A 14,556-nucleotide genomic window follows, 5' to 3' on the forward strand; every position below is an offset into this window, starting at 1 on the left:
TTGGCAGGGAGGCCACACCCATGAAAAAGCTTTTGAAGGGGGCTATTCTGATCCTGGCTGCTTTGGGGCTTGGTTTTACCGTTGCCAATGAGATGGATCTTTTTGAAGAGCAAAATGATACTGACTCCGGGCAGCACGGCTATGACGCAGAAGATCTGTATCACAATGAAACGACTCAGTATCCGGACCCGTACTTTGACTCAGAAGGTGAGGATGAGGCTGATGAAGAAAGGTTCGATGAAGAAAGGTACGATGAAGACAAGTACGATGATGACGAATACAGTGATGATTCTGATCATGATCAAAGCGTCGCAGAGCAGGACTATTAATACCTTCTGCAGTCAATATTCTGCAAGGGCATAGTTTTCACCATGCGCTTGCAGTCAAAAGATAAACTGAAATCAGAAAAGCGAATGCTGGCTTGCCAGTAGAGGGTATGGCGTCACTTACAAGATACTCAAGGTTACCCTCACTTGCTATATTCACGGTCAGGATCGATTTCAATACCTGCACGCTTCCTTGCTCAGGAAATGCTTCAAAGACATAAACATCACCGTTATTATATTTTGGTTTTAAAATAACTAAATGATGAACTCCACTCTGACATGGCCAGCTATTGACGACTTCACCTTCGTCACCCAATCGGGTAATGACACTGTTGGCTTCGCAAAATGCAACGATTGGAAAATCTGATTCCTTGTAAATATAGAGATTCTGACTCTCGTTATAGCGAACATTCCAAACGAGTTCAAAAGGTTGTTTAATTGAATGGCTATGCGTCGTTGGAACGGTTGTTGGATAAGTTTTTACCACGGGGTAAGTCGTTGCTTCAGAATAGTTCCCTGTCTCAGTGTGGTTTGTTGTTTCAGTGTAATTGCTTGTCTCAGAATAAGTCGTTGGTTCAGGGTAAGTGGTTATTACAGGATGAGTGGTTGTTTCAGTTTTTTCGTTAATGCATTCGGGGCCATAGGTTTTGCAGATATACACAGCAAGGCGCATGTTATGAGATCTGCAATGACCGCCTTCAAGGCTATTGAGTGAAGATTCAGACCCATTTGCTGTGGATATATAATAGTAGATATGACCTGGTAAATAGACAGGTTTACCGGTACCGTATTCCCTGAAAACTTCCCTGTGTGAACTGAAATGAAGGGGTTTTCGACATGTCTTCAAGGGCCAGCTTGTGGGCTTGCTGGCATCCACTTTACATTGCTCATAATCGGCTTTATCAACTAGCCACAGGTTATCATATAGGTCGTTATCTGTTTTAAAACCCGTTGTCCGCTTCAGAAAGAGATGAGTATTGTCACAAATAAAATAGACTATTGATTCAGATCTTACGAATAGGGTTTTATTCTCATTCTTTGAGAAATTACTGGCCATCCAAAATATTGAAGGGTTGAAAGTAGATGCTTGAGCTTTAAACAGAAGTAGCAGCAAGGCGAGTCCAAACAAGTTCACTACAATGCAATTGCTCCATGAAATGTGGAAATACTGACGGATCATAACAGGTACCTGACCTTTTTTGAAAACACCGCACTGTATAGCACTACATTGGCTTGTGCGCCATGACCGTCTTACCCATAATATGCGAATCAGGATTCTTGTTCATCCTGAGCGGAGTCGAAGGATGTGGACTCAGTATCCTGCAAGTGCATGGTGTTTTACCATGCGCTTGCCGTTAAAACATACAATGAAATCAGAAAAGCAAATGCTGGCTTACCGGGAGACGGGGTTGCTTCACTTGCAAGATATTTGACGTTATCTGCACTTCCTATATTCACGGTCAGGGATGATTTCCGTACCTGCAAGCTCCGTTGTTCGGGTAGGGCTTCAAAGATATAAACGTCACCATTATTATATTCTGGTTGTAAAATAACTAAATGCTGGTCCCCATTCTGACATGGCCAGCTCTTGATGTATTCGCCTTCATCGCCCAACCGGTAAATGACACTGTTAGTTTCGCACAGTGCAACGATTGGAAACTCTGATGTGCTGTGAATATACAGATTCTGATTCTCGTTATAGCGAACACTCCAAATGATTTCGAAAGGTTGTTTAATTGAATGACTGTACGTCGTTGGAATGGTTGTTGGGTAAGTTGTTGTCACGGGGTAAGTCGTTGCTTCAGAATAGTTTCCTGTCTGAGTGACATTCGCTGTCTCAGTGTGGTTTGTTGTTTCAGTGTAGTTTGTTGTTTCAGTGTAATTGCTTGTCTCAGAATAAGGGTAAGTGGTTATTACAGGATGAGTCGTTGTTTCAGTTTTTTTATCAGTGCATTTGGGGTCATCATGGGTTTCACAGACATATACGGCAAGGCGCATGTTATGAGATCTGCAGTGACCGCCTTCAAGGTCACCGAGTGAAGATTCAGCCCCATTTGCTGTGGATATATAATAGTAGAATTGACCCGGTAAATAGACTGGGAGATTGCCAGCACCGTATTCTCTAAAAATTACTCTGTATGTATTTAATTCAAAAGGTTTTCGACACAGCTCCAAACGCCTGCTTGTGGGCTTGCTGACATTCACTTTGCATTGCTCATAGTCGGCTTTATCAACTAGCCACAGGTTATCATACAGTTCGTTTTTGCTTTTAGGATGCACTGCTGGCTTCAGAAAGATATGAGTATTGTCACAAATAAAATAGACTATTGCTTCAGGTATTACGAATAGAGTTTTATTCTCATTCTTTGAAAAATCACTGGCCATCCAAAATATTGAAGGGTAGTGATCAGTCGCCTGAGCCTTAAACAGAAGTAGCAGTAAGGCGACTCCAAACAAATTTGCTGCAATGCAATTCCTCCATGAAATGCGGAAATACTGACGGATCATAACAGGCACCTGACCTTTTTTGAAAACACCGGACTCTATAGCACTACATTGGCTTGTACGCCATGATAAATAACCAAACCTCCGTAAGAGCAGGCTCTTCAGGGCATCAAAGACTCGGTGAACTCGTAAACGTTTAGCGAAAAGATAAAAGACATGGGTATGCAAGAATTTCTGCTATTTTTGTCCTTGAGCTGTATTGAGGAAAAAACATGAAGCTTGTTTTATTTGGGTTCGTACTGTTATTTAACCTGTTGCCGGTGTGTTATGCGATAGATGAATACGAAAGCATTTTTTTTTATAAGGATTTATTTTCGCACGAGGTGAATACGACTCTATACGTATCTTTAAACTCAAAGATAAGGTTTATTTGCCCAAACTCTTACATTGCTGTAAGGAAAAGTATTAAAAGTCGACAAAGCTCTAATCTGTTCGAAAATATATGGTTGGTAGAGAACAAAACGAGCTACGATAACTGTCGGGTTGATAAAAAGTATGATCCTAAGGCAGAGCTTTTTTTATGTAATAAACCTCATTCTTTGACTTATTTGACACTGCTTTTTCTTGAAAAATATTTCGATTCTACAGGGGTATTTGAAGGGGGCAAAGATTACTATTTGATATCCACATCCAATGGTCTTGAGTCTTCAATCAATAGCCGTGAAGGTGGAAACTGTCTTAGACATAATATGCGCATCAGGATTCATGTCTGTAAATCATTTGCTGATCCTGATCCCAACTGCGGTGGACCCTATGATCCCAAGTCAAATATTTGTCCTGCAACCAATCCTGTTGCTGATCCTGTTGCTGATCCTGTTGCTGATCCTGGTCGCGTGACGACTCTTGCTCCGTTGACGACTCCTGTTCCTACCACTATTTCCGAGACCTATGATGACACTGTCGCTGATACCACAACAGTGACTCAAGCGACCACTGCCGGGGCTGCTGAGTCCACTTCAGCCGGATATCATCATCCACCGGCACGATCCATTGAGTTAGTGTGGCTGATCGGCTACAACCAGACTCAAACCGAACATATTTCAGATGCAGCAAATCACCCGCTGGTGGCACTTTGTGAAGCGCCCAACAGCAAGGTCCGCCTGCTGAACGATAAAGGAACCATAGTTGATAGCTGGTTATGTCAGTATGCAGGCGAGCGCCTGGTTATTCTCAAGCCCGAATACCAAAATGGTGACGTTTATCAGTTTGAGGCATTAGCCGAGTATGGCAGCGTCAGGCCATGGAAATCGACCCTGACAGTTAATGTAGGCAATGCAGGTAACTTCAGGCAACGCCTTATCAGTGAAGCAAACTCCCTCTATCACCTGCCGGGATTTGCCTTTTTGGTCTCAATGTATCTTATTGCTGCAAGAGCATTCTGACATGCTTAGGAATAGTCCCAGGCTCTTGAATAGTGATGCCTGCTTTTTATGGGAGGTGAACAGTACTGTCATAAAACCTTCTTTTTGCTGTCACCTCCAAGAAATATTTCCAGCCCAATATACTCACCCGCAGTTAACAAAAAAACAGCCATGAGAGTCTTGCAGCCGTGCTCCGGAATCTGGGGAGGCGGTAGGGCTTATCAGGCTGCGAATAACAAAAAATGCCAACACATCGCTCTTTAGAGCCAAGTAATAAATACAAAAGCACGATATAAATGGAGTTTTGAATGAAACTTAAACCTGTTTCTTTGGCAGTAGCCGCTGTTGCTGCAGGTCTGACCCTGTCTTCTGCCCACGCTGGTGTTGTTAAGACGGAAGGCGAAGATATTATCGTCAGCACCAAGAACGGTGGTCTTCAGCTGAAAACAGATGACGGCGCCTTTTCCTTTAAGGTAAGCGGCAAGCTGCAGTGGGACTACGCAAGCCTTGATGATCTCTATGTCGCAGACACTGGTAATGACGCTGAAGCCCGTAAAGGCTATATTCGCCGTGCCGAGATTGGTTTCAGTGGTAAGGCTTACACCGACTGGAAATACAAGCTCAAGCTGAAAACCAAAAGCGACGACTCAATCGAACTGGATGATGCCAAGATCACTTATGTTGGCTTCAAACCTGTAGAAGTGACTCTGGGTCGCTGGGGTCGTGATTATGGACTGGAAAATACCGTGAGTTCTTCCTGGATCATGGCGATCGAGCGTCCAATGATCTACGACTTACTGCAGGGCGATGAAGGTAATGACTACGGTATTCAGGTAGCGACCGGTGGTGATAACTATACCGCAGTGTTTGGCATTCACCATGATGGACAGGCTGAAGAAGATAAGCCGGAAGTAGAACGGACTGCCAGCTATATCGTGCGTGCTACCTATGCTCCCATCATGAATGATGACATGCTGCTTCATCTGGGTCTGAACTATTACAACAAGAATCCGGATGGTGGTTCTAATGTTGATTTAGAGTCCTCCTTAGGCGTTAAAAAAGGTGCAGACCGTGCTGTAACAGTCACAAACGTTGATAAAGATTCTGAATATGTTTTGGAGTTGGCGGGTCAGTTCCAATCATTCCAGCTTCAGGGTGAGTATGCGGTTAGAGACTTGAAGTCTAAAGACGCTAACAGCGACGCAAAAGTCTCAGGCTACTACGGACAGGTTTCTTACCTGCTGGACGGTGGCAAGCGTTCTTATAAAGAAGGTGCTTTTGGTAAGCCAACCGGTGGTCAGTGGGAAGTGTTCGCACGTTATACTCAGGCGACTATCGACCAGGATAGTGCGAGTGATGATCTTGAACTGAAAACCACTACTCTGGGCGTAAACTACTTTGCGACCAGGAATATCCGCGCCAGCCTGAACTATGTTCAAGGCAAAACCAACGAAAACATAGAAAATGATAAGGGAAGCGCTATCGTATCCCGCCTGCAATACGTGTTCTGATCCCCATTCAGTTCCTTAGTGTGTGAGCCTGGCCCTGCTTTTGCGGGGCCTTTTTGGCTAAGCCAAAATGTTCTGCAGCCGGTTCTCCGGGGGGATATCTTATCCGCATATATGGTCATAATTGAGATTCTGGAACCAGCCCGGACAGAGCTGTTCCAATTGATCTTCTGTGATCATTTGTACTCCTTATCGATCACTGACCCAACGGTAATATACGCCTGTTGAGGGTGGTTGAGCCTGGTGGGGTACATCAGCCTGAGTTTGTGCTCTTTGATCAATGGTTGCAGGTATTTTTTGCGCAGAGATTCTCCACTTCGATTCAGCAGTTTTTCCAGTTCTTCCAGTTGTAATGTTCGCAGCGCACACAAGTTAAGGATGGCTTGGCGCACCTCTTCGCTGGGGGCTCGCTTTTTTGTAGCGACAGGCTCTGCCAGAGTCGAAAGCTGGTTCTCTAAAGGTCCGGACCTTTCGGGCCAAGCTCCGGACCTTTCGCCTTCAGACCAGGATCTTTCCATCTCCATACCTTCGAAAATCCGTTCTAGCATCGTATCTTCTGCCATAGCCTGGGCGGTGAAATAAATTGTTCCACGACCACTACCATCTTGATATAGAAGCTTTTTGTCAACAAGAGAGGCAAGCAGGGCCGAGAGGTCTCGAGGGTGAATATCCAGAATAGACATCATTCTGGCATGATCCACTGTCTTTTCAATATGAGCAGTAATCAGGATAAGCTGCTCTTGCTTGCCTAATTTATCAAAAACTACTTCCCCCAGGGTTTCGGCATCCCGGCTCTCCTCAACCTGCTCAGCCATCATCCGGCGAACCATCTCTTCACTCACCTGCATATCACCACTGTTAAAGCGACGATAGGTGCCGATCATGGGGTTACCTTTGATGTAGACTGGCTTTTGCTTACGATTGGCGGGAGGGACATGAATTTGGATGAGAGATTTCCCCTCAATCTCCAGAACCTTGACCCAACGATCTCGAATAATACAAGTGCTGACTTTCTGTGGATTGTTCAGGGTATCCCAAAACTCTTTCAGAACTTTCGGGGTGTCGGTAATACCTTCCAGAACAAATCGGTGACCCGATTTTTCTTCAAGGCCCAGAAAAATATCGCCGCCCTGGGTATTGGCAAAAGCACTGTAGGTTTCCCACATGTCTTTCGGGATAGCACCTTTGCCATCCCGCCCCTGTGCCAGTTTACACTCCACGTCCACACTTTCCCGCATGGCGGCAATATCTCCAAGCGTTTCGATAATCAGCATTCAAATTCCTGATGGCTGCCCATACCCGACAGTGGTTATGTTACCGTTTATGCAGCTTCTTGTAACAGGTAAACCATGATTTCATTATTTTCTTCTGAAAGCTCATTAATACCAACTCGATCAGTGGAGAATGAGACTATCTGTTTTACGGAGAGAACGCTCCGTTTATTCCAGCAAATGATCGATGAACAGGGCTATTTCACGTCATTTTTTATAAAAAAGTCAAAAAATGAATTAAAGTGGCCGAGAAATTTGACGAAATAGAATTTTAGACCTTAAATGAATGAATAAGAGTTTGCTTATTGCAATTCATATTATTCAGAGCTGTTTGTTACATTGCGTTGATGACAAGGAAAGTCGTTACAATGGATGCAGCAGATCAGGTATTGATCATAGAAGACGCTCAACAGCGGCGACATGATCTAAGTACCGTTATCGAATTTATGGGGTATCGTACTAGGGCCGTCAGTTCCGCCTACTGGGAAGATGCTATCAGCGAGTCCAACAAAGAAGGATTCTGTGCGCTTTTTCTTGGCGATTTTCTCCAGGCAGAAAGCTCAATGCAGGGCATGATCGCCCGTATACAGAACTGGAGTGGCGGGGTTCCCGTCATTCGCATAGCCGAACCCCTTCCGGAAAACCTCCAATCTTCACTCCGCAGGCAGGTCATTGCCCGTATCGACTGGCCTTGCAATCGTTCACAGTTGCTCTCTTGCCTGCATTATGGTCAGGTGTATCGCGAACAATGGCGTCAACTTCACCAGACAGGTATGAATCAGCAAGTAGAGCTGTTCCGTGGGCTGGTGGGTAAAAGTGACAAAGTTCGCAAAGTTCGCGCTTCCATGGCACAGGTGGCTGACCGTGACGTCAATGTTATGGTGACCGGTGAGTCAGGAACAGGCAAAGAGCTGGTGGCCAGGAATCTGCACGACCACTCCCATCGTCGGGATATGCCTTTTGTGCCGGTAAACTGTGGTGCTATTCCTAATGAATTGCTGGAAAGTGAGCTGTTTGGCCATGAGAAAGGTTCTTTTACCGGTGCGGTCAGCTCAAGAAAAGGGCGGTTTGAACTGGCACAGGGTGGCACACTGTTTCTTGATGAAATTGGTGATATGCCGCTGCACATGCAGGTTAAGTTGCTCAGGGTTTTGCAGGAGCGCACTATTGAAAGGGTGGGGGGATCCGAGCAGATTCCCGTAGACGTCAGAATTATAGCGGCTACTCATAAAAACCTTTCTGAAATGATTGAGTCCGGTGAGTTCAGGGAAGACTTGTACTACCGGCTGAATGTATTCCCCATTGAAATGCCTGCTCTCAGGGATCGTCCGGAAGATATTCCGCTGATTCTCAACGAGCTGGTCAGTGCAATGGAAAAACAGAGTCGCGGCTCCATTCGTCTGAGTTCTGCTGCGATTATGTCGCTATGCCGTCATGACTGGCCGGGTAATGTCAGGGAAATGTCCAATTTGCTGGAAAGACTGGCGATTATGTATCCCTACGGTGTCGTAGGTGTTCAGGATCTGCCACAGAATTTCCGTCATATGGAAGCTATTACTGATGATGACGGTGTTGCCGAGCTGTTCCCGGATAGTATTCAACCTGCAGGAACCGGAAAAGTCGATGATTTGGCGATTCTTCCTGTGGGCGGCCTGAATCTGAAGGAATTTTTGACACGGCTGGAAAAAAGCCTGATCCAGCAAGCTCTGAGTGACTGCAACAGCGTTGTGGCCAGAGCGGCTGACAAACTTCAGATTCGCCGGACGACACTGGTTGAGAAAATGAGAAAGTATGGCCTTCATCGTTATGAAGAGACCATGCGTTAATCAGATCGGTTCAAAAAAATGGCTATCAGCGTGAGCTGATAGCCATTTTTTTTGTCTTAACTTACCAGGTTCGATTTTATGACGGCCTCGTCTGCTTTTGAAAAAAAGTAGACGAGGCCGTTTTTGTATTTTTAGAATCCCGAAAATTTTTACCTGGTAGCTGTCTTTTTTATCTAAAAGTAAGTCGGTTTTATCAATTATCAAACAAGTAGGAAGATAAAATTTTTGACGTTTTTTATCTCTGGATAAAGTGTTTTTATCCAACATTGGAAATTAACTTTATTTTGTCGTTTTTTAAATCTCTCAGTTTCGGAATTTATTTTGTCAATTAAGTAACACTTTATATCCCTCTGGAAAATATTATGCGACAGTAATTCGTCACTATAAAATGACACTGTCAAATAACTTTCTTTTTATTTTTCAATGAAACGACGTTTGATGTCTTCTTTTTAGATCGATTTTGACTCTGTCAAAAAAGTAACATGACGGAAATTCGACCGGTAAAAATAAATCTCAATAAAAACAGTAGGTTATGATCTTTAGGCTGGAACTGGTCAAAATGATGTCACGTCAGCTATGTGACCATGAGTGAAAAACAGGCGTTTTAAAAAATTGGCACGGCTCTTGTTATTAATAAAGTACAGGCAGTAAAAAAAGAAAAAACGTTTTTGATTCCAGATTTTATGCAGTAATCACTGAAAAGAAGCTGAAAGCCATGAACTCATCAACAAAACAGATTATTGCAGTTGCGGGGTGTAAGGGTGGAGTAGGTAAAACATTAGTTGCAGTCAATCTCGCACTGGCTCTCACAAACAACGGAAGACGTGTGGTTTTAATGGATGGAAACCTGGCTGTCCCCGATGTTGGAATAAGCCTTGGGCTCGAGAAGAAGCTGGATGTGGCCCACTTCGATGCCAACGACTCTTTTTCCAGTTTTATTCAGGATGGGCCCTCGGGTCTGAAGGTGCTGTCGCCAAAAGGGGAACCTATCTGGAGGGAGACCGTAGAAACCGGTCATGCTGTCCGAATGATAGAAAGTCTGGAGTCACTGGCTCCAACTCTTGATACCCTGGTCATTGATACCGCACCTGGATTAGCTCCGGACAATGTAGCTCTTATTCAGGCTGCGGGAGAAATTCTCATCGTCATCAATCAGGAAGTTGTGTCACTGCTCGATGCTGTGAGAATGATCCGTGTGCTTTACCGAATATACGGTGTCCGTCGTTTTGGAGTGATTGTCAACGCCGTTAATAACCGTCGGTATGGATCGAACCAGTTTGAAAGGTTGCAATCCTATCTGAATGATGAAGTAGAAATTATTCTCCGTTATCTGGGGGCGATTCCATTCGACAAGGCTGTCGCAGAATCACTCACCCGTCAGCAGGCACTTCTGCAGGTAAATCCGGATTGCCGGGCTTCGAAAGCCATTTTGCGTATTGCACATCAGATGATGGCGATACCAGTAACACCGCCAAGAGGTCGTATCGAATTCTTCTTGCCAACAAGAATAAAAGAGAGGGTATAAGCATGGATGCTACAGCACAGGGAGTGCAGGCAACTCAAGCCAATCAGGAAAAGAGTCAGAAACTGATTCAGACCGAAATGGTTGAAACTCATAAGGCTCTGGTAAAAAGAATTGCGAATCATCTGGCCGCGAGGATGCCGGCCAGCGTTCAGATCGATGACCTGGTTCAATCAGGTATGATCGGTCTGCTGGAAGCGGCCTCAAAGTACGATGCCAGTAAAGGTGCCAGTTTCGAAACATTTGCGGGCATTCGTATCCGTGGTGCCATGCTGGATGAAATCCGGAAAGGTGACTGGGGGCCAAGATCCGTTTACAGAAACAGTCGCAGAGTGACTGAGGCGATTCAGAAGGTTGAAGCCCGCCTTGGAAGAGATGCCAGAGACTTCGAAGTGGCTAAGGAGCTGGAAGTCAATCTGGATGAGTTCTACACCATTCTCAGTGACCTTCGTGGTTGCCGACTGTTCAGTTTTGAAGAACTGTTCGACAGCGAAGAGTCCAGAATGCAGGCTCGCTCTGGAGATAGAGGTCCATCAGCCGATATTCAGGAAGAGAAGTTCAAGTATGCCCTGGTAGAAGCTTTAGAGAAGTTACCCGAGCGGGAAAAGCTGGTTCTGATGCTTTATTACGATGAGGAGATGAATCTCAAGGAAATTGGTAAGGTTCTGGGCGTCAGTGAGTCCAGGGTCAGCCAGATTCACTCTCAGGCAGCCGTCAGATTAAGAGCCAAGCTCCATAACTGGTTAGGTTAAACCACCAGTGTACCCGGGGGGACTCGTGGGTATAGGGTCCCCAAGCTCTAAAGCAAGCATTTTTTGTTTCTATCCAGGGTCATTGCTTCTCCAAACCCTGTGGCTGGAATGAATGATTTGTAGAGTAAACGGTATTTTTTCACTCTATATGCTCTCTGGCAGTGAGCAGCAAGCTTTTAGCTTCCTATTATTCCAAGTACGCAGGTCCTTACTCCATATACTTTTTTATAAAGTAGTTTTTATTAAGTAGTCTTATAACGGACCTGTATTAATATGAAATGGAATTCTTATCTCGCAGGGTGCTTTCTGGCCCTTACCTCCTGCTTCCTGTCTGCACAAGAAGCGCCAGTGAATATCAAGAACGTTGTTACCATTAACACTCATCAGGCCAAGCGCCTTCATGAATTGGGGGCTTTATTTATAGATGTGAGACCTTATCAACAGTGGGAGTGGGGGCATATTGACCGGTCTCAAAGTCTGGATTTAAGGGCGGGCTTCAGACAGCTGTTCAAGCCTGGCACTTTGGATAAAAAGACGCCTATTGTCATCTACGGAAACAGCACGTATCACATGAGGGGAGCGATAGCGAGTTACCTTGCCGCACTCTGGGGTTACGAGAGAGTGTTCTTTTTCAGGGACGGCTACTTTTCCTGGTTGGCACTTGATTATCCGGTAACACTTTATTCAGAACTGGAAACAGAAGAAGTCATCAGTTGGAAGCCAGGAAAGCAAAAGATAGATGATATGAGTGATTCGCAGACATTCTCGTCCATGTTGATGAAATAAGTTATTTCAAGTTATAAAAAAGGCGTCATGTGGCGTTTTTTTTATAACTTGCAGAAACCCATGGTATACAAGAGCCAGTTGATGCCTATAATTTTTTATTCAATATTGTGTCGAATATAACCAGTGGAGCGACACCCGCATGTCTCCCTTCTTCATTTGCCTGAATCGTTAAGCCGTAAACCCGTTCATTTCCAGCCACTTTAAACTCCCATAATGGCTCGCTCTTATATTTAAAGCATTTGTAGCCTGTAGCGCCTTCTTCATGGGCTGCATACCGGCCTGTTTCGTGAATGCTTTGCATTTTTTTAAGGGCATTATCGGATATTGTGCTTTTGATTGCATCTGATGAAGCGTCAAAATAGGCATAGGCAACAATGTTTTTTTTACCCGTATCTTTACTTGACGGGGTAAAGCCTCTTCTGTAAATAGGTCTGATGTATTGGTTGTCTATCGGTATATCCTCTTTCCACGGCCTCGCAGGCAACTGGTCCTTCGGCATAATGATATCCTTGAGTTTCCTGGCTATTGCCCCAATACTTCGACTTTTTTTAGGGCGTTTTTTTTTCTTGATCTGTGTTAAGTCATGATAGAAGGGTAAATACGGCTGCTTCCAGTCGTCGGGGTAATTGACGTTGGTTTTGGTTGAAAACGCTAAGTCTTGAGCGTTGTCGCACTTATCCATAGATTTTTTGATGTCCACTGGCATCTTCTTTTTCTCGGTTCTGATTATTTTTTCTAACAAACGACTAGTGTCTATTTTCTTTCTGTAGGCGAAGTAACGGGTTATTTTTTTCGGTAAAGGAACCAATGCAAGTGTAGAACCTAACATGCACAGAAGGTAAAATGTATAGGAAGCTACAGACGCTAAATTAAAGAGCTTCATAGTAAAGCTGTTGTTGTTTGCTTCTCTCCTGGCTCTTACTCTTTCAGCAAGCTCCCTGGCTTCAGTCCGCTTGTGTTCGTTGAGGCATGCTTGACGATCCTTTATGCATTGTTGGAACATTTTTTTTATTTCTACAGGGCTAAGAATGGCTGCAGATTTTCTAATCTGGGAATTAATGTATTTTCTGTGCTGCAGGATATTCTCTTTTTTGTGATCACTATTAACTTTTAATGCAGTTGATGTCTGTCTTTCTAAATCATCAAGTTTGCTTTTTAATGATTGTAACAAGCTCACAAATACAGTATTGCGTCCTTTTATTAAGTGGTCCAGTTCTCTAGCATAGGCTTTGTAATCTCCGGATTCTTTCTGATACATGAAAATTTGTTTTAATGCCGTATCGTAGCTATCGAGTTCATCGAGCAGATTTTTCATACAGGGGCTTAGAGGGAAGTACTCATATTTCTTAAGAACAGTGAGTTGCTTCTCATCAAAAACAAGCATTCCGAAATCATTGTTGTGTATATGGATGTAGTTGTTAGTCTGTTCCAGAATCTTTTTTAACTGTAATGTCTTGGACTCCAAACGGACAAGGTCTTTATATTTTTTCATTACAGGAACCGATTCAGGGTTCTGAATACCAAGCACTATGCCGGTCTCATCTGATTTTTTATAAACCCCGGTCATTCTATTCTCAGGACCGATCTGCTCCATCAGGCTTGGTTGGTGACAGGACTGAGACTGAACTTCTCTTTTAGGCGCTGTTCTTTTTTTGTGAATTATTTCTGTGGGGGCTGAGCACTTATCTGCCAGGCACACTGCCTTCGCATCATCTTTTCCGCCTGTTTTCTCTAACTTTGTGACCCAGTCTGTAAGGCCAGTTTTTGGGCAAGTGTTGAGTTCAGCTTTTGCCAGGGAAGCCATGCTACAAACGTTACTTCTTCCATTGCTTAGTGCATGCACTGACTGCAAGCCTGAAAAAAGACCAAGAGCAAAAACGAAGCGCTCTGTTATCGACATATCAGAAAAATGTTTACCACGGACTGCAGCCGTTTGTTTCTTTGTGGTTTCTTTGGGAAGGGTGTTTTTTCTTACTTTCCGGCGACCCCATTGTTTTTTCTTGTCTGATTTTGTGGATTGTTCTGGTGCATAGCCAAATCTTCCGTGGATTAAGGTGCTGTGACCGGAAACAGGGAGTGACATCGTAATTCTCCTTAATATGTGTATGTCGGGTCAGGCCAAACAAGAGAGTTTTGACTAATGAAGATATAGACTGGCTGATTTCAGAAAAGTTCCTTTGTTTGATTCTTTTTTAATGAATGATCCTGAACGTCAGTTCATAAAAAAACAGAGACTGTCAGCCTGCACCGATAATCAAACGATTACCTGCTCATTGTTTTCATGTGGACAGGCTCCGGTATTTCCCTGACGGAACTCCGAAGCCTGTGTGAGGGCAGTACCAGTGGGTAGCTACTCCCAACCTGGCACACCGGTCATGTCAGGTAGCTTATGGGCAATACCCTTGTGACACTGAATGCAGGTTTCACCGTTTTTCTCTGCAGCGGTATGGTTTTTAACCGCCAAAAGTGATTGTTCAGACAGTTCCATAGATTCCTGGGTATGGCAGTTACGGCACTCCTGAGAATCATTGGCTTCCATGCGAGCCCATTCCCGCTCAGCCATTGCCTTTCGATGGGCTTCAAACTTCACCGGGGTGTCTACCTTGCCTGTTTGGATGCCTCTGGCTACCGACGAAAAGAAAACCGGGATGGGCCTTTCTTCCTGGGTCGAATCAAGAAGAAAGACCTGCCCCTGAATG

General features: G+C 44.4%; 13 protein-coding genes. 7 read left to right on the forward strand and 6 right to left on the reverse strand.

Annotated features, from left to right (window positions below):
- Nucleotides 1-20 precede the first annotated feature (20 nt).
- Nucleotides 21-329, forward strand: a complete 309-nt coding sequence (locus ACOJUN_RS17165) for a hypothetical protein (protein ID WP_422133135.1) — start codon at nucleotides 21-23, stop codon at nucleotides 327-329.
- Nucleotides 330-366: 37 nt separating this feature from the next.
- Here ACOJUN_RS17165 and ACOJUN_RS17170 read toward each other — a convergent pair whose 3' ends face one another.
- Nucleotides 367-1,506 carry a hypothetical protein gene (locus ACOJUN_RS17170; protein ID WP_422133136.1) on the reverse strand — a complete coding sequence of 380 codons (1,140 nt, stop codon included), beginning with the start codon at nucleotides 1,504-1,506 and terminating at the stop codon, nucleotides 367-369.
- A gap of 158 nt (nucleotides 1,507-1,664) precedes the next feature.
- The gene (locus tag ACOJUN_RS17175) at nucleotides 1,665-2,834 is read right to left on the reverse strand and encodes a hypothetical protein (RefSeq protein ID WP_422133137.1); all 1,170 of its coding nucleotides are present in this window, start codon (nucleotides 2,832-2,834) and stop codon (nucleotides 1,665-1,667) included.
- 614 nt (nucleotides 2,835-3,448) lie between these two features.
- Here ACOJUN_RS17175 and ACOJUN_RS17180 point away from each other — a divergent pair.
- The gene (locus ACOJUN_RS17180; protein WP_422133138.1) at nucleotides 3,449-4,213 is read left to right on the forward strand and encodes a hypothetical protein; all 765 of its coding nucleotides are present in this window, start codon (nucleotides 3,449-3,451) and stop codon (nucleotides 4,211-4,213) included.
- A gap of 287 nt (nucleotides 4,214-4,500) precedes the next feature.
- The gene (locus ACOJUN_RS17185) at nucleotides 4,501-5,703 is read left to right on the forward strand and encodes an OprO/OprP family phosphate-selective porin (protein WP_422133139.1); all 1,203 of its coding nucleotides are present in this window, start codon (nucleotides 4,501-4,503) and stop codon (nucleotides 5,701-5,703) included.
- A gap of 173 nt (nucleotides 5,704-5,876) precedes the next feature.
- Here ACOJUN_RS17185 and ACOJUN_RS17190 read toward each other — a convergent pair whose 3' ends face one another.
- Complete coding sequence (locus ACOJUN_RS17190; protein WP_422133140.1) at nucleotides 5,877-6,974, reverse strand: helix-turn-helix domain-containing protein; 1,098 nt, start codon at nucleotides 6,972-6,974, stop codon at nucleotides 5,877-5,879.
- Between the two features lie 365 nt (nucleotides 6,975-7,339).
- Between ACOJUN_RS17190 and ACOJUN_RS17195 the strand changes: the two genes are divergently transcribed.
- On the forward strand, nucleotides 7,340-8,797 hold the full coding sequence (locus ACOJUN_RS17195) for a sigma-54 dependent transcriptional regulator (RefSeq protein WP_422133141.1): 1,458 nt from the start codon (nucleotides 7,340-7,342) through the stop codon (nucleotides 8,795-8,797).
- On the opposite strand, the gene ACOJUN_RS17200 is transcribed toward ACOJUN_RS17195, so the two are convergent.
- Nucleotides 8,798-9,064, reverse strand: coding sequence for a hypothetical protein (locus ACOJUN_RS17200; RefSeq protein WP_422133142.1), 267 nt, complete (start codon nucleotides 9,062-9,064; stop codon nucleotides 8,798-8,800).
- A 448-nt stretch (nucleotides 9,065-9,512) separates the two neighbouring features.
- Here ACOJUN_RS17200 and ACOJUN_RS17205 point away from each other — a divergent pair, with 448 nt between their 5' ends.
- The 3 genes from ACOJUN_RS17205 to ACOJUN_RS17215 all read left to right on the forward strand — a co-directional run bounded on the left by ACOJUN_RS17205 (nucleotide 9,513) and on the right by ACOJUN_RS17215 (nucleotide 11,857).
- Nucleotides 9,513-10,322, forward strand: coding sequence for a MinD/ParA family ATP-binding protein (locus tag ACOJUN_RS17205; RefSeq protein WP_422133143.1), 810 nt, complete (start codon nucleotides 9,513-9,515; stop codon nucleotides 10,320-10,322).
- Between the two features lie 2 nt (nucleotides 10,323-10,324).
- The gene (locus tag ACOJUN_RS17210) at nucleotides 10,325-11,071 is read left to right on the forward strand and encodes an RNA polymerase sigma factor FliA (RefSeq protein ID WP_422133144.1); all 747 of its coding nucleotides are present in this window, start codon (nucleotides 10,325-10,327) and stop codon (nucleotides 11,069-11,071) included.
- Nucleotides 11,072-11,344: 273 nt separating this feature from the next.
- Nucleotides 11,345-11,857 carry a rhodanese-like domain-containing protein gene (locus ACOJUN_RS17215; RefSeq protein WP_422133145.1) on the forward strand — a complete coding sequence of 171 codons (513 nt, stop codon included), beginning with the start codon at nucleotides 11,345-11,347 and terminating at the stop codon, nucleotides 11,855-11,857.
- Nucleotides 11,858-11,942: 85 nt separating this feature from the next.
- Here the strand turns inward: ACOJUN_RS17215 and ACOJUN_RS17220 are convergent, their stop codons facing one another.
- A complete protein-coding gene (locus ACOJUN_RS17220) occupies nucleotides 11,943-13,940 on the reverse strand; it encodes a hypothetical protein (RefSeq protein WP_422133146.1) in 1,998 nt (665 codons plus the stop codon).
- A 267-nt stretch (nucleotides 13,941-14,207) separates the two neighbouring features.
- Nucleotides 14,208-14,555, reverse strand: coding sequence for a NapC/NirT family cytochrome c (locus tag ACOJUN_RS17225; RefSeq protein ID WP_422137087.1), 348 nt, complete (start codon nucleotides 14,553-14,555; stop codon nucleotides 14,208-14,210).
- Nucleotide 14,556: the final 1 nt, after the last annotated feature.

This window comes from Endozoicomonas sp. ALD040, assembly GCF_049275945.1.
In the GTDB taxonomy this organism is placed as follows: Bacteria; Pseudomonadota; Gammaproteobacteria; order Pseudomonadales; family Endozoicomonadaceae; genus Endozoicomonas_A.